We start from the raw sequence: 23,526 nt of genomic DNA, 5'->3' as shown, positions 1-23,526 counted from the left end.
ACCCAGGCGGCCGGGGCCACCCTCGGCTATGACGCCAACGGCAACCTCACCGGGGACGGGGTGTGGAGCTATGCGTACGACCTCGACAACCGTCTGAAGACCGCCAACAAGACCGGCCTCTCGGCGACACTCGTCTATGATGGGGAAGGGCGGCTTCGGCAGACCGCGATCGCCGGGGTGACCACCAACCTCCTCTACGACAGCCAGGACCTCTTGGCCGAGTACGACGGCTCGGGCAATCTCCTCCGCCGCTACGTCCACGGCCCCGGGGTCGACGAGCCGCTGGTCTGGTACGAAGGGACCGGCACGACCCAGAAGACCTGGCTGTATGGCGATCACCTGGGGAGCCTCGTCGCCACGGCGGATAGCTCCGGTGCTTCGACCGCCATCTACAGCTACGGCCCCTGGGGCGAGCCCAACGTCGCGACCGGCGTCCGGTTCCGCTACACCGGCCAGCAGCTCCTCGGCCAATTGAACCTGTACCACTACAAGGCCCGGATGTACTCGCCGGCGATCGGACGGTTCCTGCAGACCGACCCCATCGGCTATCAGGACGACTTGAACCTCTATGCCTATGTCGGGAATGATCCGGTTAACGAGGTTGACCCCACTGGTGAATTTGGTCTGGCAGGGGCAATCATCGGCGGTGGAATCGATCTGGGTATCCAGTTGGCGATGAGCGGTGGCGATATCTCATCGGTTAATTGGCGGGATGTTGGGCTGTCTATGGTTGCAGGTGCGCTCACGGGTGGATTGGCAAATGGCAATTTCGCTTGGAAGGCTGGCTCAAACGCCTGGAATGCGACACGAAAGTGGCTTGGTAAGGAAGTGTGGAATTTAGCCAAGGGGCAACATGTCCATCACGCCATCATCGAACGTAATAGCACCATCGGAAAAATGATCCCGGATGTGATTAAGAATCAGCCTTGGAATCTCACTCCTATGCCAAGCAGACAGTTTCATGAGTTTTTACATCGGTTAGACCCGATAACCCGGACCATCGTCGGTGCGCCGGGTTATGTGCAAGGAACAGCCGCAGGCATTGCAGTAGCGAATAAGTAATGGATACCAGTAAGGAGGTCCTGATAATTATCGGTGCTGGATCGTCGCAGCAGGTTCACCAGTTCGACGTCCTGGAAAGCGGAGCAGTCATTGTTCCGCTTCACTGGGCCCTTAGAAAGCGGCTTACTGGTGGAACGTTGTGCTTGCCTGACATGACATGTGCGACCGTATCTGATGGTAGGTTTGCCGGTCTAGCGAGTGTGGAGGAGTTGGGAGCGCCGCTCGGCAGCTATATAATTCTGATGTTGATCGGGTTATTCACCTTATCTATTCCAGTTCGAATAAAACTCGTACTAACCGATATCCGACCGATTGACTTGAATGGTTTGTGTGAACTTCTAAAAGAAGCAGTTCATCGAAACCCAAGTCACTATACGCGCGCCAGTGCATCCGACATTGAGCGCCGGTTAAGCCGAGCCAGAACCTTCGCACATGTAAGGAGGGCTTTTGATTGAGTTCTTGGCGCGAATTCAATTTCTGCGTACTGAAATAAAAGAAGCCGAAGTCAGATAAAAAGACTGATCCAACTGGGTACTGACCCAGGCGGCCGGGGCGACCCTCGGTTACGACGCCAACGGCAACCTCACCGGGGACGGGGTGTGGAGCTATGCGTACGACCTCGACAACCGTCTCAAGACCGCCAACAAGACCGGCCTCTCGGCGACACTCGTCTATGATGGGGAAGGGCGGCTTCGGCAGACCGCGATCGCCGGGGTGACCACCAACCTCCTCTACGACAGCCAGGACCTCTTGGCCGAGTACGACGGCTCGGGCACTCTCCTCCGCCGCTACGTCCACGGCCCCGGCGTCGACGAGCCGCTGGTCTGGTACGAAGGGACCGGCACCGCCACCAAGACCTGGCTCTACGGCGACCATTTAGGCTCCATCGTCGCCACCGCCAACGCCTCCGGCACGTCCACCGCGGTCTACAGCTACGGCCCCTGGGGCGAGCCCAACGTCGCGACCGGCGTCCGGTTCCGCTACACCGGCCAGCAGCTCCTCGGCCAATTGAACCTGTATCATTACAAGGCCCGCATGTACTCCCCGGCCTTGGGCCGGTTCCTGCAGACCGATCCGATCGGCTACCAGGATGACTTGAACCTGTATGCTTATGTCGGGAATGATCCGGTCAATTTGACCGATCCGTCGGGGAATTGTCCATGGTGTGCCGGAGCATTGATTGGTGGCGGGATTGATCTTGGAGTTCAGCTAATTTCGAATGGAGGTGATATTTCTAACGTGAATTGGACCAGCGTAGGCGTCGCTGCAGCGTTTGGCGCGGTCGGTAATATTGGAGGTGGCAAGGCAACGAGTGTCATTTTGAATAACGCCTCCAATGCAACAAAAGGAACAATAGGAGAAGTTGCAGCGGCCATAAAGGGATTGGGACAAGGAAGAATACCGTACGCATTCCAGGTCGACAAATCATTAAGTAAGTCTTTTACCAGGGTTGACCAAGTACAGTACGACTTGCTTAAAGGCCAGAGTGTTCTTGTCGAAGCAAAGTACGGTAAAAGTACATTGACTGCACCTCAAAGACTGGCGTTGAAGGAATTGGACAACTATCAGGTGGTGAGGACCTCTCCGGCGGAAATTGTTAACGCTGGTCGGATAGGAGGAAGTGTAGCCGGAGGAGGGGTGGGGTCGGCTCTAAAATAAGGTAAATAGCATCAGGGTATACTGAGTTATGGCAACTCTTACGGTGCTGCTCAAGCGAGCGATAGCTAAGGATTTTGCAGATTACCTTATCTGGCTCGGATTTCGGCCTGAGAAAGAGAACCGCGGAATCCTTCCCTTTCGACGCTCCGGATCGGAACGTGATGATTTAGTCGAGGTACAATTCGATAAATATAATCGTCCGAAGTTTGTCATAAATTTCGGAGTTGCTCCGTCTCACGGAATTATCGATGCTTATGGTCGGTTTTTGCCCACCGCCAAAGTTCAGGTGGCTCATTTGGTCCACAACGGCCGGCTTCACCGCTGGCCGTATTCAGTTGCTTGGTTTAGGCCAAACACCTTTATGGGATTACGGTCGCCGGAATCTTCTGTCAAAAGAGAACTAGCGCATTTGATTCACGTGTTCCAACAAGTAGAGCACTGGTTTAAAACCGGGAAATCTGGACCAAACATATGGATATATATGAATCCAGAGAACGCCCCCGGTGTAAGAAGAAAGTCGATGCAAGAAAGAGGAGTTTGGCCGCCTGACGGATGGACGGAGGAAGACGAGGAAGCAGTAAAAAAGGCAGAATCCCTACCTTTGAGGCCACCATAAACTCAGTCGCGTAAGCTGGGCTAATGTAGGAAACCTAGTGTTTTAAGGCTCTGATGGGCTGCGTTTCCGCAAAACTCCAATCCAGACTACACCTATAACCTCGATAACCGCCTGACCAGCGCCAGCAAGACCGGCCTCGCGGCGGCGCTCGCCTATGACGGCGAGGGGCGGCTTCGGCAGACCGCGATCGCCGGGGTGACCACCCATCTCCTCTACGACGGCCAGGACCTCTTGGCCGAGTACGACGGCTCGGGCACTCTCCTCCGCCGCTACGTCCACGGCCCCGGCGTCGACGAGCCGCTGGTCTGGTACGAGGGCACGGGCACCGCCACCAAGACCTGGCTGTATGGCGATCACCTGGGGAGCCTCGTCGCCACCGCCAACGGTTCAGGCGCCTCGACCGCCCTCTACAGCTACGGCCCCTGGGGCGAGCCGAACGTCGCGACCGGCGTCCGGTTCCGCTACACCGGCCAGCAGTTCCTGGGGCAATTGAACCTGTATCATTACAAGGCGAGGCTGTACTCCCCGGCCCTCGGGCGGTTCCTGCAGACCGATCCCATCGGCTACCAGGATGACTTGAACCTCTATGCCTATGTGGGGAATGATCCGGTTAACTTGATGGATCCCGGTGGCTTGGCGAAGACCACGCTACGGAACTGGGGGGCGGAGTTTCTCACCACGGCGGAGGCGGCGCTCAGCACGCCCGGCGTGCGGACCACTCTGGCCGGCGGGCTGATCGGCGGGGGAGCGGGCTATCTCGCAGCCAGTCCTGCAGGTCCTGCCGTAACGGGCGCTGCTGCTACAATACTGGAACTGCAAGCTGCGGCGGATGGGGTACCATCAGTATGGCGGCTAGGACCCGCACAACGGGGATTTGCGATCGAAGAACAACTGGGCAGTAACCTGCCGCGGAATTTTCCGGTAATCGATCGATTTGAGAATGGTGTAGCGACGAGTATCAAGTCAATCGATCTTGGGGCCGCAACCTATCAGAATTCGGCAACGTTGACCCGTACGCTGAACGGCTATGTCGATTCGGTTGCCGCGTTTAATGGAAGAACGTGGGCCGGTGTAACCGTTGACGCTTCGCAGATCACTGCCCGACAGCTTCAAGTTGTTGTTCCGAATTCGGGCTCAGTAGCTCAGCAAGCGGCAATCAACGCGGCTGTGTCTCGTGCTCAAGGATTAGGCGTTCAATTAGTAGTGAGTCGATTTCCATGATGCTTTGGCACGTCTATCTTAGGAAAGGAATAGTCTTTGTCCCAACTGTGGCTAAGACTGAGGCAGGTTTCTTTCTTGACATTGATCCTGTCGCCGTATTGGAAAGCTCGGATCGCCAACAGGTTAGTGAAGCGATCAAGGCCGCGATCTTGAAGGGAAATCCAACGGTTCCGACGCCGACGCGGGCAGCGTTTCCGAAGCCAGTCGTTTTGAATTATGCCAATGTCAAATCGTGGGCGACATTCGAGAGGAATGCGTATTGCTGGAAGGTCACAGGAAAGGACTCTGCCTTCCAACTTTGTCCACAACGGAAAAATCCATCTGGAGGCTGGGAAGATGATCCTACTAATGCTGAGACCTTTAATGGTCGGACAGCAATTGACGAACTTGCAAACGCCGTCGCTGACAAAGTTCAGAGCGCAGCTTGAATCGACGCTTGACCCACTGCCCATGCAGGGACGTCCATCACCTCTGAGGCAGCTTCAGTTCGGTCGGGCGGGTTAGCCGGTTGCCGTCACCCGCCTTTCGAGGCTACCACGAGCTACGGCTACAGCGCCCGGGGAGGCCTGGCGAGCCTCGGCCACAACCTCGCCGGCACCGCCCAGGACCTCACCTTCAGCTACACCCGCAATCAGGCCCAGGCCATCACCGCCTTAAGCTTCAGCAACGACGCCTACGCCTGGGGCGGGGCGACCAACGGCACCCAGACCTACGCGAGCAACGGCCTCAACCAGTACACCAGCGCGGCCGGGGCGACCCTGAGCTACGACCCCAACGGCAACCTCACCGGGGACGGGGTGTGGAGTTATGCGTACGACCTCGACAACCGTCTCAAGACCGCCAACAAGACCGGCCTCGCGGCGGCGCTCGCCTATGACGGCGAGGGGCGGCTTCGGCAGACCGCGATCGCCGGGGTGACCTCGAACCTCCTCTACGACGGCCAGGACCTCTTGGCCGAGTACGACGGCTCGGGCAATCTCCTCCGCCGCTACGTCCACGGCCCCGGGATCAACGAGTCAAACGTCGCCACGGGCTTAAATTGCTATGTTTCAGTACAAAAACGATCGAGAATTCAGTGGTATTATCTAAGTACTAAGAGCCTATCCCAGTAGGTCCCAAGAAACCTTCGACTGGCTCAGGGTGAACGGCCTACTGAGATAGACCCTAAATACCTAGCGATACCTTAGTGCCATTTGGTCATTTAAATATGGGTGAGCATCATCGTTAGTATCGCGGTGGCCAGTTAAAACGTCAAAAAACGAGCCGGCCAATCGGGTTGGCTTCGAGCTGCAAGGCAATTGGAAGCTTAATTCAACATGGCAGTCACTACCGCTGTTTCGGCATCTTCCACCGATTCTACCGACAGGCTGGTGGAGATCTTGCTGCGAAGACGGCTGATGAGTGCTGAATCCGTAGAGCGGGTTCAGGCGGCGGCACGGTCGTCGGAAACCCCTTTTTCAGCCGTCGCCACTCGGCTCGGATTGGTAACGGAAGACCAGATGGCCGAGATTTTTGCGGAAATGCTGGCCATCGAGGTCGCTAAACGTGCCCGTTTCCCTGCCCGCCTGCCCGAGATCGACGGCGTCAATCTCCATTTTTTTCGAACCAAACGGGCTCTCCCACTGGTAATCGATCAGGACGAAGTGCATCTCGCCATGGCGGATCCGACCGATGATGTAACAGCGGCCGGCGTGGAGTTCCTTTTGGGAAAACCCGTTAAACGTTATGCAGCGCTCGAATCCGAGTTGGAGGATTACTTCTACAAGCTCGACGCCGCCCAGGCGGAAGCGGAGGAGGCAATTTCCCTGGCTTCGATCGGGACGGCCGAGGTCAACGACGATGATGTGGCCAAGCTCAGTGATCACGCCTCTGACGCACCGGTGATTCGCTTGGTACATCGGCTCATCATGTCGGCGAGCGATCTCGGCGCCTCGGATGTGCACGTCGAGCCAGCCGCAAACGCATTGATCATCCGCTACCGGATCGACGGATTGCTGCAGGAAGCCGATGTCCTGTCGGCCCGCTGGGCAGAACCGGTAGCCTCCCGCATCAAACTGATGGCTAGACTCGACATCGCCGAAAGGCGGGTACCTCAAGACGGAAGAATCCGGTTTTCCGCGCGCGGGCGAAGCCTCGATCTGCGGGTGGCGACGTTCCCTACACTGCATGGGGAGTCGATCGTGCTTCGGTTGCTTGGACAAGTATCGGTCAAGCTCGAGCTCGACCAACTCGGGCTATCCGACCACGGCCTGAACGGGCTGCGGAAGGCCTTAAAGAAACCGCACGGGATCGTCCTCATTACAGGACCTACGGGTAGCGGCAAAACGACGACGCTGTACGCCTCGTTGAACGCGATTCTCAACCCCGAGCTCAAGATCGTCACCGTCGAGGACCCTATCGAATACGTATTGACCGGTGTCTCTCAACTTCAAGTCAAACCGGAAATCGGACTAACTTACGCCACCTCGTTGCGCTCCATTCTGCGCAACGATCCCGACATCATCATGATCGGCGAAATACGGGATCGCGAGACCGCTGACATCGCGATTCGCGCCGCGTTGACCGGCCACCTGGTCTTGTCGACGCTGCACACGAATACGGCCGCCGGAGCGGTCACCCGCTTGTTGGACTTGGGGGTGGAAGCCTACCTTCTAGCATCCACGCTCGAGCTTGCCGCAGCCCAGCGCCTGGTCAGGCGGTTATGTCCGCACTGCAAGATACGGCGGTCAGTTACGAAGTCAGAAGCCGAGATGATCGGGCATGGGCTTGGAAAGCATGGCGTTCCGGAAGCGATTTATGGTCCTAAAGGCTGCGAGCATTGCAACGGTCGCGGTTATTGGGGACGCACTCCTTTGTTCGAGGCTATCGAAATCGAGGAAGAAGAGCGGGAAATCATTCGAATGAAACAGGATGAGCGGATGCTCGTCGATGCCTCGGTGCGGCGTGGCGGACGCAATCTCTGGCAACACGGGCTTGCCAAGGTGGTTGCGGGGGAAACCGCCATCGATGAAGTGCTTCGGGTCATGGAATGGCGCGAGCACTGAGCAAGTTCACCGTGAAAGCAGTCACCGGCGACGGCGAGCTGCGGGACCTCCAAATCGAAGCCGTGTCCGAGGAAACGGCGGCGCTTGAGCTCTTTCGGTCCGGGCTGACGCCCCTTTCGATTACCCGCGACGCCAACACCTGGCGCGATGTGCTCAACCGCCCGATCAAGTTAAGCCGGAGCGTGCCGTTAGCCGATCTTGCGCTGTTCGCGGAACAGCTCGCGGAGATGCTCAAAGCCGGCTTGACCGTTGAGCAGGCCCTCAAGGTCTTAGGCCGGCAGCAGGATCGCGAGGTTATGACCGATTTGGTCCAGAGGCTTCTTAGAAGGGTGTGCGAGGGCGCCACGCTGTCCCATGCCCTGGAAGCCGAGCGGAATTTGCCGCGGTATTTGATCGGCATCGTGCGCGCCTCCGAACAAGGAGGGCGCATGGGCGATGGACTGACCGACGCCGCCCGCTATCTGCAACGGCAACTGGCAGCTCAGCGCGGCTTGGTGAACGCGCTGATCTACCCCGTGGTGGTTCTTGTCACGGTCTTCGCCGCGCTGCTTTTCGTGCTGGGTTATGTCATTCCGGAATTCGAGCCGATATTCGCGGGTGAGGAACATCGGCTTCCCAAGATGACCCGTGTAGTATTGACGTTGTCCCACCTGGTCACGCGACAGGGCGCTGGCATTGTCGTGCTCCCGATCACAGGCATGTTCTTGCTGTGGTGGATCGTTCGAAAAAACCCCACCATCGGGGAGGCCATGGCGAAAATGGCTTTGCGACTGCCTGTAGTCCGGTTGATTGCTCAAATCGACGTGGCCAAGACCTTGGGTGTGATGGGGGCGTTGATCGATAATGGCGTCGAGGTGTCGGAATCCGTCCAACTCGCCGCTCAAGCCGCCTCATCGAAACGTCTACGCGAGGCGATGGGCAAGGCATCGCGGGAACTGCGGGAAGGGGCCTCTGTGTCCGCGGCGCTTCGCCGAATCGATCTTATCCCGGAAGCGACCGTATCCATTATCGAAGTCGGTGAACATACCGGCACGCTTGGACACGCCAGCATGCGAGCCGCGCATTTGCTCGAAACGGATTCGACCTTCCGAATCGATCGGCTTATCGCTCTCCTGAACCCGATTGCAATCGCCGTCCTGGGGTTGATCGTCGGATTCGTTATTGCAGGCGTGATGTTGGGGATCATGAGCATTAACCAAATGGCGGTACGATAAGGAAAAATGGTGAATAATCGAACAACACAACGTAGTCGGCATCTTCATCGCCACCAGAGGGCTGGCATGGGGGGCTTCACACTTTTGGAATTGATGGTCGTACTGGTCATCATGGGGCTGCTTTCGGCGGTCGTGGCGCCACAGATCATGAACATGTTCTCCGGGGCAAAGACGGATGCCGCGGCCCTTCAAGTGGACACCTTGACGACGGCTCTGCACTATTATCAGATCGACACCGGCTCCTATCCTACGCCGGAACAAGGGTTGGAAGTCCTGTGGAAGGCCCCCCCAGATGTCGCGCGATGGCGAGGACCCTACATCCGCAAACATGAGCACCTACTGGATCCTTGGGGCCGGCCTTTCCGTTATCGTGTTCCGGGACAGCGCGGTCCTTTTGACATCTACTCTTTCGGGGCGGATGACCGCGAAGGCGGAGAGGGCGAAAATGCCGACGTCGGGCTCTCGAAGGCGCCGTGAACGGGGCGTGACCTTGCTGGAGCTCCTGGTGGTAATCGCCTTGTTGGGGATGCTGGCCGCCGCGGGCGCAGGCGCGTACCGGGGAGGAAACAGCACCCGTTGGGCGGAGGCGGCTCTGACGGCATTGGAAAACGCCAAGTGGTTGGCCCTCTCGCGGGGCCACGCTGTTACGCTTCCGTGTGCGGAGATCGTCTCGGGCGGCGGGAGCAAGGATACGAGCAATGTCGCCGATCAGCCGGACGTGACTTGTACAAGCACGATTCCGTCACCGGCGAGTGGCAGCGCGATCACGTTTTTTCCCGATGGCTCATCCTCTGGGGGCTCGATTATTATTCGACACGACGGCTGGGACGATCGGATTCAGGTCGACTGGCTCACCGGGGCGTTGTCTCGCAACTAGAGGGCCGGAATTGCGGTCGCAGGCTGGATTTTCACTGCTCGAGGTCGTTCTGGCGTTCGTGATGGCGGGATTGGTCCTCGGAATTGCGCTCCCGGCGATGTCACAAACCATACCAAGATTGATCGAGCTACGCTCACACTCGACCGCCGTGTTGCTTGCGCATTCCAAACTGGAGGAGTATTCGATTGATGGTGTGGACATTCCTAGGAATAATGAAGGCACTCAAGGCGAATTTTTCTGGCGAGTCGACGTCGAGGACATCCTACCGGACGGCATGGAAGGCCCCATGACGGGTATCTATGGCTTGCAAAGGATCAGCGTAACCATCGCGCGCGACGCACATTCGGCGCCACTGGTGCGTATGTCGGCCCATAGGTTTAGGAAATGACAGTGGGGTGCGGGCGGATATATAGGCCCCAAAGCGGGTTTACCTTGCTCGAGGTACTCGTGTCTATGGCCGCCGGGGCCTTGCTGATCGGCACGTTATCCCAAGTCCTGATAACGATCAGGGACGGGTGGAGGCTTGCTTCGCGGATTGATCGGCAATGGGCCGAGGAAGCCACGGCGGTTCGACTCGTTTCCCGTCTTCTCCGCGCCAGCCTTCCACCGGAGCGCGGCGGATTCGGAGCCCGCTTCAAAGGCGATGGGGACACCGTGGAGTTCACTTCGATTCCGTCGCAGTCCGCGTTCTCCTCCGGGCGCATGGATGGACGCTTGTATCTTGAAAGCCGTCAGAACGGCTCTCTTGCGCTTCTTTTGGATCTCGTGCCGCGTCCGGCATCGCCGGTATCGGAAAAGCTCGTTCGCACGAATTGGGTTGTACTCGAAGACCTCGAAAAGGTCGAATTTTCATATTTCGCGGGAAGTTCCGGGCGAGCCAGCCGATCTTGGAACGACGCCGAGAAACTGCCCGATGTGATCCAACTTCACGCTGATTTCGTCGACAAGACACGGCCGTCATTAAGGATGGCGATTCGGCTACACCAGACGCTTAGCGGAAGCTGTGTGATCGAATGGACAAGCTTAGCCTGCAGACCAGCGTAACCGATGCGATTTGGCGGTCGACGAATCTCGCGGCCATCGTCCGCCCCGCGTTCCTATGGTGGTGGGTGGGACTTACAGACCTCTTCCCTGGGCTTGGACGACTGGTCTCGAAGCGCGAAAAATCCGTGCTTCTATTGGTTGAACGAGATCGGACGACGCTCGTTCGTCCTCACAATGAGGTCCAAGATCATGGCACGCCACCGGAAGAACTCCATTTTCCCAGTGTTTTTGGAGGGCGTTCGTCGCAGGCGATGGAAGCGTTGCGGCCACTATGCGCAGAGGCCACGACACAGGTTGCGTTAGGTTTGCAAGAGGTGTTTCTCCTGCGGATGAGCTTTCCGAAAAGCGCACAGGCTCGGTTACGAGATGCGGTCGCCTTCAAGCTCATTACGGAATCGCCACTTGAGAAGGCGGCGATTTATTTCGATGTTCGATCGAAAAAGGATCACGATTCCGGGACCCTCGACGTCGAGGTTGCGCTTTGCCGCCGGGAAACCGTACTTCAAGCGCTTAAGAATCTCGATCAGGTCGGGATTTCCGTGGAAGCCGTGGGGTTTCGCCCGTCCTCGTCGGGTATCTTGGATTTTGTTTTTTACACTTCGCCGGGCAGAGAGGCGGCTCGTTCTCGATTCAAGCGACGCTTGATGTTGGTGCTAAGCTTGGCATTGGTGGCGACGTTGCTTATTCCCGCAACTTACCTTTCGGCTTTATGGCTTGAGCACAAGGTAAGGCGGGATATCGAGGCAACTCAGAAAACGGTGAATGCCAGTGCACCCTTGCTGGCGCAACGCGCCCTTCTACAATCCGTAAAAAACGATCTGTCACGTCAAGCCCCCGCATACCGCATTACGCATGTCTTGAACGAGGTGGCGGGCGCGTTGCCGAAAACGGCCTGGATTACGTCCTTGCGGTACGACCACGGCGTGGTGCATATAGCCGGTCACGCCTCAAATCCCCCCGAAATGATGAGGGAACTCGGTAAACTCTCGAAAATCGGCAATGCCAAATTGATTTCGGTCGCCGGTAATAACGGCACGGAAACTCCGCCGCAGTTCGAGGTGGCCCTGGAGCTTAAAAGGCCCTTGCCGTGACCGCTGCACTGTCTCCCCGAGTCCATCGAATCGCGTCTCTCGGCCTGTTGGTGGTCGCTGTATTCGCGGTTTGGGGAGGATTTTTCAAGCCGCTATTGAATCTAGCGGGGCAGGCGATCAGCCAATTGCACGACGCCCGCTTCGAATTAAGCCGGGCACGGCGGCTTTCCTTTGAAGTCGAAACCCTTTCTGAGGCGCAAGTCGCGGCCGATGCCGAGACATTGAAGCCGCTATTGATTTGGACAGATAGCAACTCGGGGACAGAAACCAAATTTCAGGAAATCATCGATCAAATTATTCGCTCGACCCGATTTAATCTGGAATCCATGCGTACCGCGACAACAGTCCGTCAAGGCAATCTCAGCCGTATATCCATCGATTTGAAAGGCGAGGGGCCGGAGGCCTCCGTCATGGGAATGCTCGCCGAGTTCGAGCGGCACAGGCCGTTGATCGTGGTCGATCAGTTGACGATACGCTCGTTGGACAGCGTTCCCACGGAAGCCGGCGGGACTGCGATTTCCAAGGTGATGGCCGAGCTCCGCATTTCGGGATTCGGAGCTGATTTGGCGTCGTTTGAAAGCAGGCCATAAATGACCGACAGGTTTCCTCGAACGCTATGGTTGATTGGGTTCAACACTGTTGTATTCATTGCGGGATTGACGATCGTTTTCTCGCTGCTCTTGGCCGAATCGTCCGAGAACTACACCAATGCAGAACTGAATGAAACCAAGCCCGACTTAAACGTCTATACCCTTATCGAAATCGACGCCTTGACGACAAGTCCATTGTTTCAACCTAGTCGAACCGCGTTCATCGAAAAACCGGAGGAACCGGACAAGTCGACTGAGATTTCGGGGCCGCCTCCGCTTCTGGTCGGCGTCATCCGTGTTGGCAGTGAAAGTATGGCCTTGCTAGAGGATCGAGAGAGAAAAACCTGGCGGTTGGTCCGGCCTGGGGAGAGTTTCGGCGACTGGAGCGTGCAAAGGATCAATCGCAAGTCCGTCACGGTCGGAATCAAAAACGAAGACCAAACTCTCGAAATGCATCTGAACGCCGAGCAACTGTCGGTGAACTCTTCCGCGATTCCACTGCCAGAAAACCATCGATAGCGTATCGCCAACCACTCGATCAGGTCTGAGCCTCACAATTTGGAACCCAAATCCAAGACCTTATCAAATAAGGCATATCGCGCCTGCCTGTAAGGAGCACCTCGGCAGACAAGCGATTGGTCTTGGGAGAATCGGAATGAACCGCAGCCGTAATTCTGAAGACCTCGCCAGCTACCGATAGCCCACCTTCCATCGCCGAAAGCTGTTCCTCGTCGCGCTTTGCTTGGCCTATCATTTTCTTCAAGCGGTCCGACGTTAGCGCCGCACTAGGCTCCAACCGTCCCGAAAACAGCGTGATGTACGGATAAAGGCAGGCAAAATCTTCCAGTGATAGGCTCAAGATAGCGCTGAGATCGGAATAGGTCGTCAACCGGTTATCTTCTTTTCCGTTTTGCTTGTGGACTTGAATACGGCCTGCGATGACAGCGGGAACATCGATTCCCGGCAGATTTGCCAAGAGTCTCTCCAGTAACCGCTGGTCAGCCGTATTGATGTCCACGATACCGTGCACATTCGTGACTGCTAAATCAACCGTCTGTTCGTCGATATAGAGAGTCCGTACCTTCCCGTGGTCACGGACCCATCGGCTCTGCGTCCCTTGCTCCAGCAATTCGAAAACCGCGTCGTAAATGGCCGACTCGGCCGCCAAATCGAGGCGCAAACGGGTTTCATAAGCCGTTATATTGTCAGCTGCTCGACGGCCGATAAGCGATGTCCCCATGACGATAGCGATGACCAGTAGCAACAGCCACAACGTGTGCAAAAGAACGAAGCCGCTACTTCCGGAGCGATGGCCAGAGGGGTTTAGCACGTTCGGTAACCTGCCCTGCCGCATTCAGACCTTCCAGCAGTGCATCGACGACCGCTCGGGTCTCGGCTTGATTTCTCATGACGTGCGGCACGAGCAAGACGATGAGCTCGGTGCGCCTGTTTTCGAATACGTTGTTGCGAAATAGATTACCAATGATCGGGATATCCTTGATGAAGGGCAATCCACTATTGTTTTCACGACCGTTTTCCCGGATCAAACCGCCCAATGCCACGGTGAAGCCATCATTGGTCAAAACGAACGTTCGAATCTTTCGTCGCTGAATGGTCGGAGAATCAATCCCGGATGAGGTGGTTTGTGTGACATCGCTCACTTCCTGAGATACGTCGAGGATGAGGCTGCCATTCTCATTGATTCTTGGCGTTATCTCGAGAATGACCCCGGTGTCCCGCATCTGGACCTGGTTGACGATCGGGGCGTTCGGAGAAATGGTCGCTTGAGAGGTCTGAGTGACGATTGGAACTTGATCGCCGACCTGAAGCATCGCTTTTTGATTATTCAGTACGGACAGCTTAGGCGCGGATAACACGCGCACATCGGTTCGTTCCTGAAGTGCATTGAGCACGACCCGCACATCCGCGCCTCCGGAATAGACGTAAGAAAAGCCGGGGAATAACGATGCGATCGCACCGGTATCGGAAGCACTTAGGGTAACGGTATTTTCTCCGGCGTCGAAGAACCATTGCACGCCGTATCTTAGGCTGTCGTTAAGCGTAACCTCCGCCAGTATGGCCTCGATCATCACTTGGCGCGGAACGATATCGAGCTGCTGCAAGGCGTCTTTGATCACCCGATATTCGTCTTCGGTTCCATAATAAAGCAGCGAATTGGTTTCCTCCACAGCGACCAGCTTGCTGGCGCGGCCCTCGCCTTGCCCTTGGACAGTGCCGACAAGTGGTCTATTCTCGGATTTCTCCATTGACAAACCGTCGGGTCCATAACCTTCTGTGCCTGTCGGCAAAGGGGACGTAGTATCGGTATTGGTCTGCTCGCTTCCCACTTTTTCACCCAACAACTGACGGAGCGCTTTAGCGAGATCCTTAGCGTTGCCGTTTTGGACGTTGTACACGAAAACACGGCGTTCGCTAGTCTTGGTGACGTCTAGGCGCTTAATCCAATCTTCAATGAGTTCAAGATCAGTGCGATCGCGAGCGATGCCAAGTATCGAATGAATGCGGTCCAATCCGACAAAGCGAACCCGGCTGCCGATCACCCCGATGGGAGGTTGAAAGATTTCTTTCAGTTCCGTGATGATCTGGCTGGGACTGGAATTTTCCACCTGATACAGGGCGAAATTCATGCCTTCCAGCCAGTCCACATCGAAACCTTCGACCGTTTGCTGCACTGCGGCTCTGTCCTGACTGGAGCCGGCTATGACCAAGTGATTATGTACGTCGTCCGCTTGTAGAACGGTTCCCTTCGGGACCACGGCTTCGAGAATGTTCTGCATTTCCCTCGCTGGGATATACTTAAGAGGCAGAATTTCCACCGCGAAACCGGGTGAAATGGGACCATAAGCCCTGACTTGGCTCACTCCTTTTACCCACTGCTGAGCCGCATCCAGGGGAATCACGTGATAGGCGCCGTCCTGTTCAATAATTGTGGCGGAAACCGAGTGCAAGGCCGCCTCTAATGCCGGAAGAAGAGCCTCCTTGGTAAGCGGCTTTCGGGTCCGCAAAGTAATCTTGCCCTGTACCGCGGGGGCGATCGTGTAGTCCAGTTTGAGCTCTTCGCCAAGGATCGCGTCAATCACGGCATGAATGTCGGCATCGCGGAATTGGAGGTCAATGTTCCCATTTTCGCCATGGCGTCCTGCCGCCCCAACTTTTTTCACAACGGGCCGGGGTGCTTTCTCCTTGGTAAAAAATATGGCCCGATTTTTAGCCGCGTCAGTCTCTGCGTTAACCGGTTCTGCTTGATCAACGGCCGGCAACGTATTTGATACACCACTGGCTTGCCACGCTAACTTCAGGTGCCGAGCAGGCGGGGCAGTTGTCGAACAACCGATACTGAAACTGGCGAAAATTAAAGAATAGAGAGCATGGAGATTACGCCGTTTTTTAAGCTTCATTTTGCAAGCCCGCATCCAACTTATCCTGATGTCGAAATGAGCCTGAAAATCAGCGTTGAGCGGGCTTCTGGTCAGGGAGCTTAAAACAGTTGCAACGTTCGAAAGGATTAGTTCTTTGTGAAACGGAATTATTATGCGGCGCTGTCATGAGGGTGAGGAATAATCGGGCAAGTAAAATGAATAGTCGAAGTCAAACTTGATCCGTTTTGGAAAGAATGATCTAACTTTCGAAACAAAAAGATTGAAGAACTGGATAAACTCGACCCTCAGCCAACCGATCTCTTTTTTCCACTACCTTGTTTAATATAGTTTGAATATTTACCCCTGCCGAAACAATGCCGCGATTGACTCAACTGGCAATTAGTCCAGCTCCGGATCTTTGCGTAGTACCTGGCTTCCTTCTCGGTAAAAAAAGAGACAGGGCTTTTCGTGGAAATGAGCAAATGAAGAAGTAAATCGCGTTACGCTTTGGGTCGCAAGTCGGAAAATGCGGAAAAAGTTGTAAGCATAAGCTTACAGTTAAAATTTTATACGCATGGCGCCCTAGCAGGCTGGTGAAAGTGTGCCGCAGGCATGCGAAGAATGGAATCTCTGTGCAAAAGCTGTATGGGAGATGAGGGAAGGCCCCTCGGGATCGGTTTTCAGGAGCAGGTCTCAAACCACCTCAAGCCGCTGTGGTTAAGAGCCATGGTGGTGAGCGTTGAGGTAAAGCGAGGGGAAAGAACCCGGAGTAGGTACGGATCAGAGAGACGAACGCAAGTGAACCTTCGATGGGGCGTCGTAACCTGTGAAATTGCTGTCGAAACCAGGGGTGTTTCACCCCTCTGGGATGAGCTTGTCGGGCACCTGATTACTGGACAAGTGGCAGCCGGCGTATAGAGGGCGTGAATCTGATCCAGGCTTCTGTATGGAACTGCGGGAACCAGTCGTTCCGATGCTAAGGGAGACGCGCAAGTGGCAGAACCCACGAGGCAAGAGTACCGATGCGGAGCACTGGGGCGGATCGACCTGTAGTAGTGGCGATGGCCGGTAATGCAGCTGGAGCGAAGAGGTCGAATCAAGCGGTTGTATTCGGCGTTCAACTGGAGACAGGAGGAAACGGGTGGGTGCAACGAAACCCTTTGCCATTGATAAGTGGCGGGTGTACGAAGTGTATCGAGCGGTGAAAGCCAACGCCGGCGCAGCCGGGGTTGATCATCAGAGCCTTGAGGCATTCGAGGAGGATCTAAAGGACAATCTGTACAAGCTTTGGAATCGGATGTCTTCGGGCAGCTATTTTCCACCGCCGGTAAAAGGGGTGACTATCCCGAAGAAGAGTGGTGGCGTAAGGTTACTGGGCGTGCCGACGGTGGCGGATCGGGTGGCGCAGATGGTGGTCAAGCGGGAAATTGAGCCAGAGATCGAGGCGACGTTTTTACAGGACTCGTATGGCTATAGGTCGGGCAAGTCCGCGTTGGATGCCGTAGGGGCGTCACGCGAGCTCGCTGTTGGCGATACGATTGGGTCTTGGAGTTTGACATCAAGGGGTTGTTCGACAATATCGACCATGCGCTGTTGAGTCGGGCGCTGGCGAAACACGTGAAGTGTGATTGGGCCATGCTGTATATCAGCCGATGGCTGACCGGGTGCGCGATAAGCCCCGCCGTTCAGGGCGGGGAAGGATAGCGCGGACGGCGGAGCCGTCCTTGTCTTTGGTTTCAGTGCGGAGTCTGCTGCTGCTCGATGTACTGGCGCACGATGGAGATTGGTGCGCCGCCGCAGCTTGAGGCGAAATAGGACGGCGACCATAGCACGCCTTTCCAGTACCGCTTCTGAATATCGGGCCGTTCCTTGCGCAGCAGGCGGCTGGACACGCCCTTGAGGCTGTTCACAAGGTTCGAGACGGCGACCTTGGGCGGGTACTCGACCAGCAAATGCACATGGTCGTCCTCGCCGTCCATCTCTATCAGTTGCGCCTCGAAGTCGGCGCAGACCTTGGCGAAGATCGTGCGCAGTCGGTCAATGGCGTCGCTGTCGAACACGTTGCGACGGTGTTTCGCCACAAAGACCAAATGGACGTGCATCTTGAAAACGCAGTGCCTTCCATGCCGAATATCGTTGTTATCGCTCATAGACCAAACTATACTGCTCGCATGCGGCGACTCCAAGCCTACCAGTACGAACTCAGACCAGACGGCCAGCAAGAGCGGCAAATGCGCCGCTTCGCCGGCTCGTGCCGGGTCGTGTTCAATGAGGCGCTGAACTTGCAGAAGCGGCGTTACGAGCAAGGCGAGAAGAAGCTCGGCTACGCCGGGCTGTGCAAGGAACTCACGGCGTGGCGCAACGGCACGCCGCTGCCCTCCGGTCGTACCGCGCCTTGGCTGGCCGATGCCCCCGTCCATCCGCTGCAACAGGCATTCAAGGACCTGGAGCGGGCTTACGCCAACTTCTTCGCCAAGCGCGCCGCGTTTCCGCGCTTCAAGAAGAAAGGCCGGTCCGACAGCTTACGCTACCCCGACCCGAAACAGATCAAGCTCGATCAGGGAAATAGCCGCATCTTCCTGCCTAAGCTCGGCTGGTTGCGCTACCGCAACAGCCGCAAGGCTCTGGGCACGGTGAAAAACGTCACCGTATCGGCCATTGGTGGCAAATGGTTCGTATCCATCCAGACCGAGCGCGAGGTGCCGGAACCTGTCCATCCATCGACGAGCATCGTCGGCGTGGATTTGGGCGTAGCAAATTTCGCCGCCCTGTCCACCGGCGAGATCATCGCCCCAGTGGATGCGATGAAGCGCCATGCACAACGATTGGCCCGGTATCAACGAGCCATGAGCCGCAAACAGAAGTTTTCCAAAAACTGGATCAAGGCGAAGGCCCGTATCCAGAAGCTCCACACCCGGATCGGCAACATCCGGCGCGACCATCTGCATAAACTCTCCACCACCATCAGCAAAAACCACGCGGCGGTCGTGATTGAGGACTTGCAGATACGGAATATGTCCAGGTCAGCGTCGGGGACGGTCGAACAGCCGGGGAAAAACACCCGCGCCAAGGCGGGACTGAACCGATCCATCCTCGATCAGGGGTGGTTCGAGTTCCGTCGCCAGCTTGAGTACAAACAGGCTTGGCGCGGCGGGATCGTGGTGGCGGTCGATCCACGCAACACCAGCCTGGGCTGTCCGGTGTGTGGGCATGTGGCAAAAGAAAACCGAATCACCCAATCCCGGTTTGAATGTGCCCACTGCGGCCACACGGCGCATGCCGATGTGAATGCCGCCGTGACCATATTGGCGGCAGGGCATGCCGTCATGGCCTGTGGAGGGGATGTAAGACCCTGCCTGCATCTCGGTGCAGGCAGGGCAGCTCCGGCGAAGCAGGAACCCGCCGAAGCGACTCACGCTGCATACGCAGCATGAGCGCCGTAGGAATCTCCGGCCTTCAGGCCGGGGAGGATGTCAAGTGTTCCCAGAGTTTCACGAATTGTTCACTATTGTTGCGTAATAACACTGCCACCAAACACACCTTTTTTCAACGTAGAATATTGATCGGTGTCATGACGCCTTTCCGTATATCCACATAGGCACCGTGGTGGTTTAATCCACCATGTCTCAGCAGTGACCAGACCAGTTGCATGACGACGTTGGCGATGGCGCGGTTGACCGGCAAGTCCTGGTTAGCCAGCGCTTCCTCCATGCTGCACGACGGCAAGTTGTCATCGGCCATGCCGTCCAGCTCGGGATAGAAATCAAACACGGATGGCAAAGCCACGGCACCGTCTTTTGCTTGCCCCAGCCACCCGAGGATGACTTGCCCGGAGTGCAAACCGTTTCCGGCATCCAACCAGAGCACCCTTTGCGGATCGTCCGCAAACGACTTGGCGAGGTCAGCGCGAAACTGAGCGACATCCACGCAGGTAATCAGCAAATCACGCTGGCCTGCGTTTCCGTCTCGGTTGATATCGAACATGCGCGGCTCGGCGTTCCAATCCAGGCCGAACAAATAATTGATTCGCTGCACCGAAACCAGCGCCTTGTTGTGCCCCAGGTCCGCCGGATAGAACGCCTGTCGGCCGATGTTGGGACGCTCCACCCGATCTCCATCCCAGGCCCGGACATACAGCCCAGGATGGCCGAGTTCGCGGATGGCGTAATCGATACGGGCAAGGCTGGAGAGAACCTCCGAGCCGGTTCCGCCGATGCCGATGACCTCGATTCGAACCCGGCGAGTGAACCATTCGGATGGGGTGCAAAATTTGTAAGGTCGGATATGGGTATCCATAGGGTTCACTATCTTCTGTCCCATTGACATCCTCCCCGGCCTGAAGGCCGAGGATTCCTGGTTGTCGCCTTCCAGGTTCCTGCTTCATCGCCCGGTGCCTCTTTGGCTCAACCGCCGAGGACTTACCCAAGCTCCACAGGCTTCTAAGCTCCCGCGTGCCCCGCGGTACTTTTCTCGTGCAGCCTGAGCGCGTCGGCTCCGGCGAGTATTGCCAGTCCTGCACTCAGGATATTCTTGGCGGCGTTGACATCCCGGCAATGCTCGGCCCCGCACTCCGGACAGGTCCATGAACGAACGTCCAGCGTGAGCGTGTCGAGGATGTGACCGCAGGTCGAGCAGCGTTTGCTCGACGGATAAAACTTGTCGATCTGAACAAAGGTCCTCCCGTACCAATTGGCTTTGTACTCCAATAGCCGGGTTATATCGGCCCAGCCCACATCCGATATGGCCTTTGCGAGATTTGGATTCTTGACCATGTTCTTGACTTGCAAACTCTCCACGGCCAGCACTTGGTTCTCGTTCACCAGCCGTGATGTGAGTTTGTGCGCCCAGTCCTTGCGACTGTCGGCGATCTTCGCGTGAAGCCTGGCCACTTTGAGGCGAGCTTTAGCGCGGTTCTTGGACCCCTTTTGCTTCTTCGCCAAACGCCTCTGAGCACGGGCCAGCTTGCGTTCTGCTTTGCGCAGATAGCTGGGATTGGGGATTTTCTCCTCCTCGCTCAGGATGACAGCATCCTTCAGCCCCAAGTCGATACCGACCATCTTGTTGACGACCGGTAACGGCTTGATCTCTTCCTCGACCAAAATCGATATGAAATACCGACCCACCGTGTCTTTGCTGACCGTAACGGACGATGGTTCCCCTTTGAATGAACGGCTCCAACGGATATTCAGAGGCTCATCCATCTTTGCGAGATAAATCTGTCCGTCCTTCCAGCGAAACCCCGATCTCGTGTAGCGAACGGATTGCTTGCCGTGCTTCTTCTTGAAAGTCGGATATTGCGCCCGACCTTGTAGGAAGTTTTTGAATGCCGCGTCGAGATTTCGCAGCGATTGCTGCAAGACGACATTCGAGACTTCTTGCAGAAAGGCCATGTCCGGTTGCTGCTTCAATTTCGTGAGCAACTTGGCGGTCTCGTTGTACCCAATCCGCCTCTGTTCCTGATAGAACGCATCCGTCCGAGCCCGCAGGAAATGGTTGTATACGAACCTGGCGCACCCGAACGTTTGCGACAGGATGGTTTCCTGTTCTGCAGTCGGATAAAAACGATAGCGGTAGGCGCGCTGAACGACATTCATGATGTGCTAATTTAAAAAATCCTTAAGCCTCTCCTTGGCGTTCCGCCGACATTGCGTCCGCTCAACGCCGCGCTATCCTTCCCCGCCCTGAACGGCGGGGTCTGACGCGCAGACGGATCAAACAGACCAACAAATGTTCTTGCGGAGTCATCGGGCATGCGTCCGAATAAATTCATCGACGGTCATGCCCATCGGCACCAATCGCTCGACGGGGAACGTTTCAACCTTCTTCCTGGCCAGGGCAGCCCAGAATCGAAAGTGCGTCCTGTCATCCACGGGCGCGTCGTTCTCCTGGAATAGCGTCAATCGGTTATTGACGTGGGAAAACGCGGTATCGAACAGTACCGCTTCCCAACCCGCCATGTCCTCGATGCCGCACCCGCCGGGCAGGGTTGCGGTCCCTGTACAAACCACGCCATCACAGCCCACGTTCATCAACGGCGCGTTGTAGAGCCGGGTTTTCGCCATGGGTCGAGCACGTCCCTTCAAGGCGGCTACCGCGAGACGCCTATTTGCGGTGGCGACCAGCAAGAGCCTCGGCCACGGCACAACAAGCGTTTGCAAGGACGACCCGACCATATTGAACAGCATCGGTCGCACCCGCGCGGGCACGGTCCAAGCAAGATGTGTCCCCGAAATCGACACCACCTGGGCGGGGAGTACGCCGGTACCGCCTCCTTGTTGTCCAAGGACCGAGCGCAAGAGCGCTTCTATATCCTTCATGGACAGCAAGCGCCCCGCTCCAATGACGGGAGCGCCGTCTGCGCCGGTCGTAAGGTCATGCAAAGAGGCAACGCACTTCGGAACCAGATAACGATCCCCTAAATTCGTGACGTCGTGGAACATTAACGCGACGCGCGGTGAGATGGACGGTTCCTGCGGGATACTAGCCTCGAAAAAATCGGTGTGGTTTGTCATAGAGACCTTTCAATGACTTCAGCCAAACGCAACAGCCCACGTGCCTGGGCTATCGATTCGAGTTTCTCAGCAACCTTTGAAATCGCAACAGGGTGCAGCTTCAAGCGTAGGACTGGCGTTTCTCCCGTCTGATAGAGCTGGTTGTAGAAGTCGTCGGCAACGCCGCCTTCCCAGGGCAGACCGAAACCGACGATATGGGCGTAATCCAGGAGCGCTTCCATGTCGCCGCATTCGGCTTCGATCACAACGAACTCCGAGTTAGCTGTGTTACGACGATGTCTTTTAAAGACAAGGACGGTCTTCTGGATAAACCTTGTCCAGGGATGACAGTACAGATCGGGTGATCGACGCCGCCACTCAACGACCGCCGCTCGGATTTCCGACATGTCCGGCGGATTGCCCCACCAAAGGTCAGCCCTCTCGTCCAAAACGGACTGCAGGAAATCCAGACGACAGACGAGGTCCTCAATGTTGTCCGTGAACTCGCAGAACGGCAAAAGGTGAGTGGCGAGGGCCTCGCGGGCGAACTGACGGTGATCTTTATGGGGATGTTCCTTTCTGTACTCCTCGTAAGCCTCCAATTCCTCTTCAAGGCCAAACCACATGTCCAATGCGTCCTGGGCCAGCAGGCCGAAACCCAACCGATTGACGATCCAGTGGAGGCAGCCGTAGACCATGCGGCCAAGTTCGCGGGGAAGCTCGCACAGAGAGACTTGCGTGAAGCGGAAACCGGCCCATAACAGGAGCCAAAACTCTCCTTCGAACCGATCCAGCGCCATACCGATCGATTCGAAATCACCGTGAGGCCAATCGCTCCCTGCGAGGGCGCGGGCCTGGGCTTCGAGATGGGCCGCGATGCGGCTAAGAGCCTCGCAATGCAAGCGGTAAAAGTCTCGCCAGCCGTCTGAAACGGCGCGGTCGATCTCGCCTTCCGAGACCACGCCCATGTGGTGCGCAAGCAGGATAAGGCTGGCAATGCCAGGGCGATGCTCGTCGAAATAGGCCCTGGCTCGCCGTTCCCGGATGCTCTCCAGCGGTTCATCCAGCGCGACGCCAAGGCGGGGTAATGTGAACAGGGTCAGATCAGGGGCAGACGGGCTGAATCGATGCCCGTAAGCGCCTGCCGCCTGAATTTCGGCAGCGTCAGCCTGAATCGATAGCATCCGTCGTCCTCCTGGTCTCTCTTTTCCTGCTCCGGGGCAGGCTCACTCCCCCA

24 protein-coding genes are annotated in these 23,526 nt (G+C 56.6%); 17 read left to right on the top strand and 7 right to left on the bottom strand.

Annotated elements, in window-relative coordinates:
- The 15 genes from JOD69_RS21990 to JOD69_RS21920 all read left to right on the top strand — a co-directional run.
- Window positions 1-1,062: RHS repeat-associated core domain-containing protein (locus JOD69_RS21990; protein ID WP_210024290.1), on the top strand; the 1,062-nt coding region annotated here is incomplete at its 5' end.
- 597 nt (window positions 1,063-1,659) lie between these two features.
- Window positions 1,660-2,721: an RHS repeat-associated core domain-containing protein gene (locus JOD69_RS21985; RefSeq protein ID WP_348529978.1), complete on the top strand. Its 1,062-nt coding sequence runs from the start codon at window positions 1,660-1,662 to the stop codon at window positions 2,719-2,721.
- A gap of 28 nt (window positions 2,722-2,749) precedes the next feature.
- Window positions 2,750-3,337: a DUF4304 domain-containing protein gene (locus JOD69_RS21980; RefSeq protein WP_139841192.1), complete on the top strand. Its 588-nt coding sequence runs from the start codon at window positions 2,750-2,752 to the stop codon at window positions 3,335-3,337.
- Between the two features lie 195 nt (window positions 3,338-3,532).
- Window positions 3,533-4,558 carry an RHS repeat-associated core domain-containing protein gene (locus tag JOD69_RS21975; protein WP_210024289.1) on the top strand — a complete coding sequence of 342 codons (1,026 nt, stop codon included), beginning with the start codon at window positions 3,533-3,535 and terminating at the stop codon, window positions 4,556-4,558.
- Window positions 4,555-4,986, top strand: coding sequence for a hypothetical protein (locus tag JOD69_RS21970; RefSeq protein ID WP_086135708.1), 432 nt, complete (start codon window positions 4,555-4,557; stop codon window positions 4,984-4,986). Before JOD69_RS21975 ends, JOD69_RS21970 begins: the two co-directional genes overlap by 4 nt.
- 369 nt (window positions 4,987-5,355) lie before the next feature.
- Window positions 5,356-5,670 (top strand): hypothetical protein, encoded by a 315-nt coding sequence (locus JOD69_RS21965; protein ID WP_156881736.1) that lies wholly within the window; start codon window positions 5,356-5,358, stop codon window positions 5,668-5,670.
- A gap of 204 nt (window positions 5,671-5,874) precedes the next feature.
- The gene (locus JOD69_RS21960; RefSeq protein ID WP_086133322.1) at window positions 5,875-7,602 is read left to right on the top strand and encodes a GspE/PulE family protein; all 1,728 of its coding nucleotides are present in this window, start codon (window positions 5,875-5,877) and stop codon (window positions 7,600-7,602) included.
- Entirely contained in the window at window positions 7,587-8,816 is a 1,230-nt protein-coding gene (locus JOD69_RS21955; protein ID WP_086133323.1) for a type II secretion system F family protein, read from the top strand. Before JOD69_RS21960 ends, JOD69_RS21955 begins: the two co-directional genes overlap by 16 nt.
- Window positions 8,817-8,882: 66 nt before the next feature.
- A complete protein-coding gene (gspG, locus tag JOD69_RS21950; RefSeq protein WP_205780963.1) occupies window positions 8,883-9,293 on the top strand; it encodes a type II secretion system major pseudopilin GspG in 411 nt (136 codons plus the stop codon).
- Window positions 9,262-9,693, top strand: a complete 432-nt coding sequence (locus tag JOD69_RS21945; RefSeq protein WP_168183741.1) for a GspH/FimT family pseudopilin — start codon at window positions 9,262-9,264, stop codon at window positions 9,691-9,693. Before gspG ends, JOD69_RS21945 begins: the two co-directional genes overlap by 32 nt.
- Window positions 9,694-9,703: 10 nt before the next feature.
- Window positions 9,704-10,081 carry a type II secretion system protein gene (locus tag JOD69_RS21940; protein WP_086133326.1) on the top strand — a complete coding sequence of 126 codons (378 nt, stop codon included), beginning with the start codon at window positions 9,704-9,706 and terminating at the stop codon, window positions 10,079-10,081.
- Window positions 10,078-10,737: a prepilin-type N-terminal cleavage/methylation domain-containing protein gene (locus JOD69_RS21935; protein WP_156881737.1), complete on the top strand. Its 660-nt coding sequence runs from the start codon at window positions 10,078-10,080 to the stop codon at window positions 10,735-10,737. The genes JOD69_RS21940 and JOD69_RS21935 overlap by 4 nt, the downstream gene beginning before the upstream one ends.
- Window positions 10,707-11,828 carry a PilN domain-containing protein gene (locus JOD69_RS21930; protein ID WP_139841001.1) on the top strand — a complete coding sequence of 374 codons (1,122 nt, stop codon included), beginning with the start codon at window positions 10,707-10,709 and terminating at the stop codon, window positions 11,826-11,828. Before JOD69_RS21935 ends, JOD69_RS21930 begins: the two co-directional genes overlap by 31 nt.
- Complete coding sequence (gspM, locus tag JOD69_RS21925; RefSeq protein ID WP_086133329.1) at window positions 11,825-12,418, top strand: type II secretion system protein GspM; 594 nt, start codon at window positions 11,825-11,827, stop codon at window positions 12,416-12,418. The genes JOD69_RS21930 and gspM overlap by 4 nt, the downstream gene beginning before the upstream one ends.
- On the top strand, window positions 12,419-12,937 hold the full coding sequence (locus JOD69_RS21920; protein ID WP_086133330.1) for a hypothetical protein: 519 nt from the start codon (window positions 12,419-12,421) through the stop codon (window positions 12,935-12,937). It abuts the gene before it with no gap.
- Window positions 12,938-12,956: 19 nt separating this feature from the next.
- Here JOD69_RS21920 and JOD69_RS21915 read toward each other — a convergent pair whose 3' ends face one another.
- Complete coding sequence (locus JOD69_RS21915; RefSeq protein WP_210024287.1) at window positions 12,957-13,700, bottom strand: hypothetical protein; 744 nt, start codon at window positions 13,698-13,700, stop codon at window positions 12,957-12,959.
- A gap of 13 nt (window positions 13,701-13,713) precedes the next feature.
- On the bottom strand, window positions 13,714-15,837 hold the full coding sequence (gene gspD, locus JOD69_RS21910) for a type II secretion system secretin GspD (protein ID WP_210024286.1): 2,124 nt from the start codon (window positions 15,835-15,837) through the stop codon (window positions 13,714-13,716).
- Window positions 15,838-16,939: 1,102 nt separating this feature from the next.
- On the opposite strand from gspD, the gene JOD69_RS24950 reads away from it, so the two are divergent.
- Entirely contained in the window at window positions 16,940-17,395 is a 456-nt protein-coding gene (locus tag JOD69_RS24950) for a reverse transcriptase domain-containing protein (RefSeq protein ID WP_240506800.1), read from the top strand.
- Window positions 17,396-17,534: 139 nt separating this feature from the next.
- Here JOD69_RS24950 and tnpA read toward each other — a convergent pair whose 3' ends face one another.
- The gene (gene tnpA / locus JOD69_RS21900) at window positions 17,535-17,948 is read right to left on the bottom strand and encodes an IS200/IS605 family transposase (RefSeq protein ID WP_086133333.1); all 414 of its coding nucleotides are present in this window, start codon (window positions 17,946-17,948) and stop codon (window positions 17,535-17,537) included.
- Between tnpA and JOD69_RS21895 the strand changes: the two genes are divergently transcribed.
- Entirely contained in the window at window positions 17,889-19,232 is a 1,344-nt protein-coding gene (locus JOD69_RS21895; RefSeq protein WP_348529977.1) for a transposase, read from the top strand. The genes tnpA and JOD69_RS21895 overlap by 60 nt on opposite strands.
- Before the next feature lie 112 nt (window positions 19,233-19,344).
- On the opposite strand, the gene JOD69_RS21890 is transcribed toward JOD69_RS21895, so the two are convergent.
- From JOD69_RS21890 to JOD69_RS21875, 4 genes are all read right to left on the bottom strand, one after another.
- Complete coding sequence (locus JOD69_RS21890) at window positions 19,345-20,118, bottom strand: PRTRC system ThiF family protein (RefSeq protein ID WP_210024285.1); 774 nt, start codon at window positions 20,116-20,118, stop codon at window positions 19,345-19,347.
- Between the two features lie 119 nt (window positions 20,119-20,237).
- A complete protein-coding gene (tnpB, locus tag JOD69_RS21885; protein ID WP_156881740.1) occupies window positions 20,238-21,392 on the bottom strand; it encodes an IS200/IS605 family element RNA-guided endonuclease TnpB in 1,155 nt (384 codons plus the stop codon).
- 147 nt (window positions 21,393-21,539) lie between these two features.
- A complete protein-coding gene (locus tag JOD69_RS21880; RefSeq protein ID WP_086133335.1) occupies window positions 21,540-22,310 on the bottom strand; it encodes a PRTRC system protein B in 771 nt (256 codons plus the stop codon).
- A complete protein-coding gene (locus JOD69_RS21875; protein WP_086133336.1) occupies window positions 22,307-23,473 on the bottom strand; it encodes a hypothetical protein in 1,167 nt (388 codons plus the stop codon). The genes JOD69_RS21880 and JOD69_RS21875 overlap by 4 nt, the downstream gene beginning before the upstream one ends.
- Between the last annotated feature and the right edge of the window lie 53 nt (window positions 23,474-23,526).

Origin of the sequence: Methylocaldum sp. RMAD-M, from assembly GCF_017832375.1 — a bacterium.
In the GTDB taxonomy this organism is placed as follows: domain Bacteria; phylum Pseudomonadota; class Gammaproteobacteria; order Methylococcales; family Methylococcaceae; genus Methylocaldum.
Note: the sequence above shows the minus strand (reverse complement) of the source record. Positions and strands in the feature narration are given on the sequence as shown.

Bases quoted from the DNA above. Each gene is read 5' to 3' on its own strand.
- JOD69_RS21980 (WP_139841192.1), top strand. From the start codon at position 2,750: ATGGCAACTCTTACGGTGCTGCTCAAGCGAGCGATAGCTAAGGATTTT.
- JOD69_RS21970 (WP_086135708.1), top strand. From the start codon at position 4,555: ATGATGCTTTGGCACGTCTATCTTAGGAAAGGAATAGTCTTTGTCCCA.
- JOD69_RS21960 (WP_086133322.1), top strand. From the start codon at position 5,875: ATGGCAGTCACTACCGCTGTTTCGGCATCTTCCACCGATTCTACCGAC.
- JOD69_RS21955 (WP_086133323.1), top strand. From the start codon at position 7,587: ATGGCGCGAGCACTGAGCAAGTTCACCGTGAAAGCAGTCACCGGCGAC.
- gspG (WP_205780963.1), top strand. From the start codon at position 8,883: ATGGGGGGCTTCACACTTTTGGAATTGATGGTCGTACTGGTCATCATG.
- JOD69_RS21945 (WP_168183741.1), top strand. From the start codon at position 9,262: ATGCCGACGTCGGGCTCTCGAAGGCGCCGTGAACGGGGCGTGACCTTG.
- JOD69_RS21935 (WP_156881737.1), top strand. From the start codon at position 10,078: ATGACAGTGGGGTGCGGGCGGATATATAGGCCCCAAAGCGGGTTTACC.
- JOD69_RS21930 (WP_139841001.1), top strand. From the start codon at position 10,707: ATGGACAAGCTTAGCCTGCAGACCAGCGTAACCGATGCGATTTGGCGG.
- JOD69_RS21920 (WP_086133330.1), top strand. From the start codon at position 12,419: ATGACCGACAGGTTTCCTCGAACGCTATGGTTGATTGGGTTCAACACT.
- gspD (WP_210024286.1), bottom strand. From the start codon at position 15,837: ATGAAGCTTAAAAAACGGCGTAATCTCCATGCTCTCTATTCTTTAATT.
- JOD69_RS21895 (WP_348529977.1), top strand. From the start codon at position 17,889: ATGGACGTGCATCTTGAAAACGCAGTGCCTTCCATGCCGAATATCGTT.
- tnpA (WP_086133333.1), bottom strand. From the start codon at position 17,948: ATGAGCGATAACAACGATATTCGGCATGGAAGGCACTGCGTTTTCAAG.
- JOD69_RS21890 (WP_210024285.1), bottom strand. From the start codon at position 20,118: ATGGGACAGAAGATAGTGAACCCTATGGATACCCATATCCGACCTTAC.
- tnpB (WP_156881740.1), bottom strand. From the start codon at position 21,392: ATGAATGTCGTTCAGCGCGCCTACCGCTATCGTTTTTATCCGACTGCA.
- JOD69_RS21880 (WP_086133335.1), bottom strand. From the start codon at position 22,310: ATGACAAACCACACCGATTTTTTCGAGGCTAGTATCCCGCAGGAACCG.
- JOD69_RS21875 (WP_086133336.1), bottom strand. From the start codon at position 23,473: ATGCTATCGATTCAGGCTGACGCTGCCGAAATTCAGGCGGCAGGCGCT.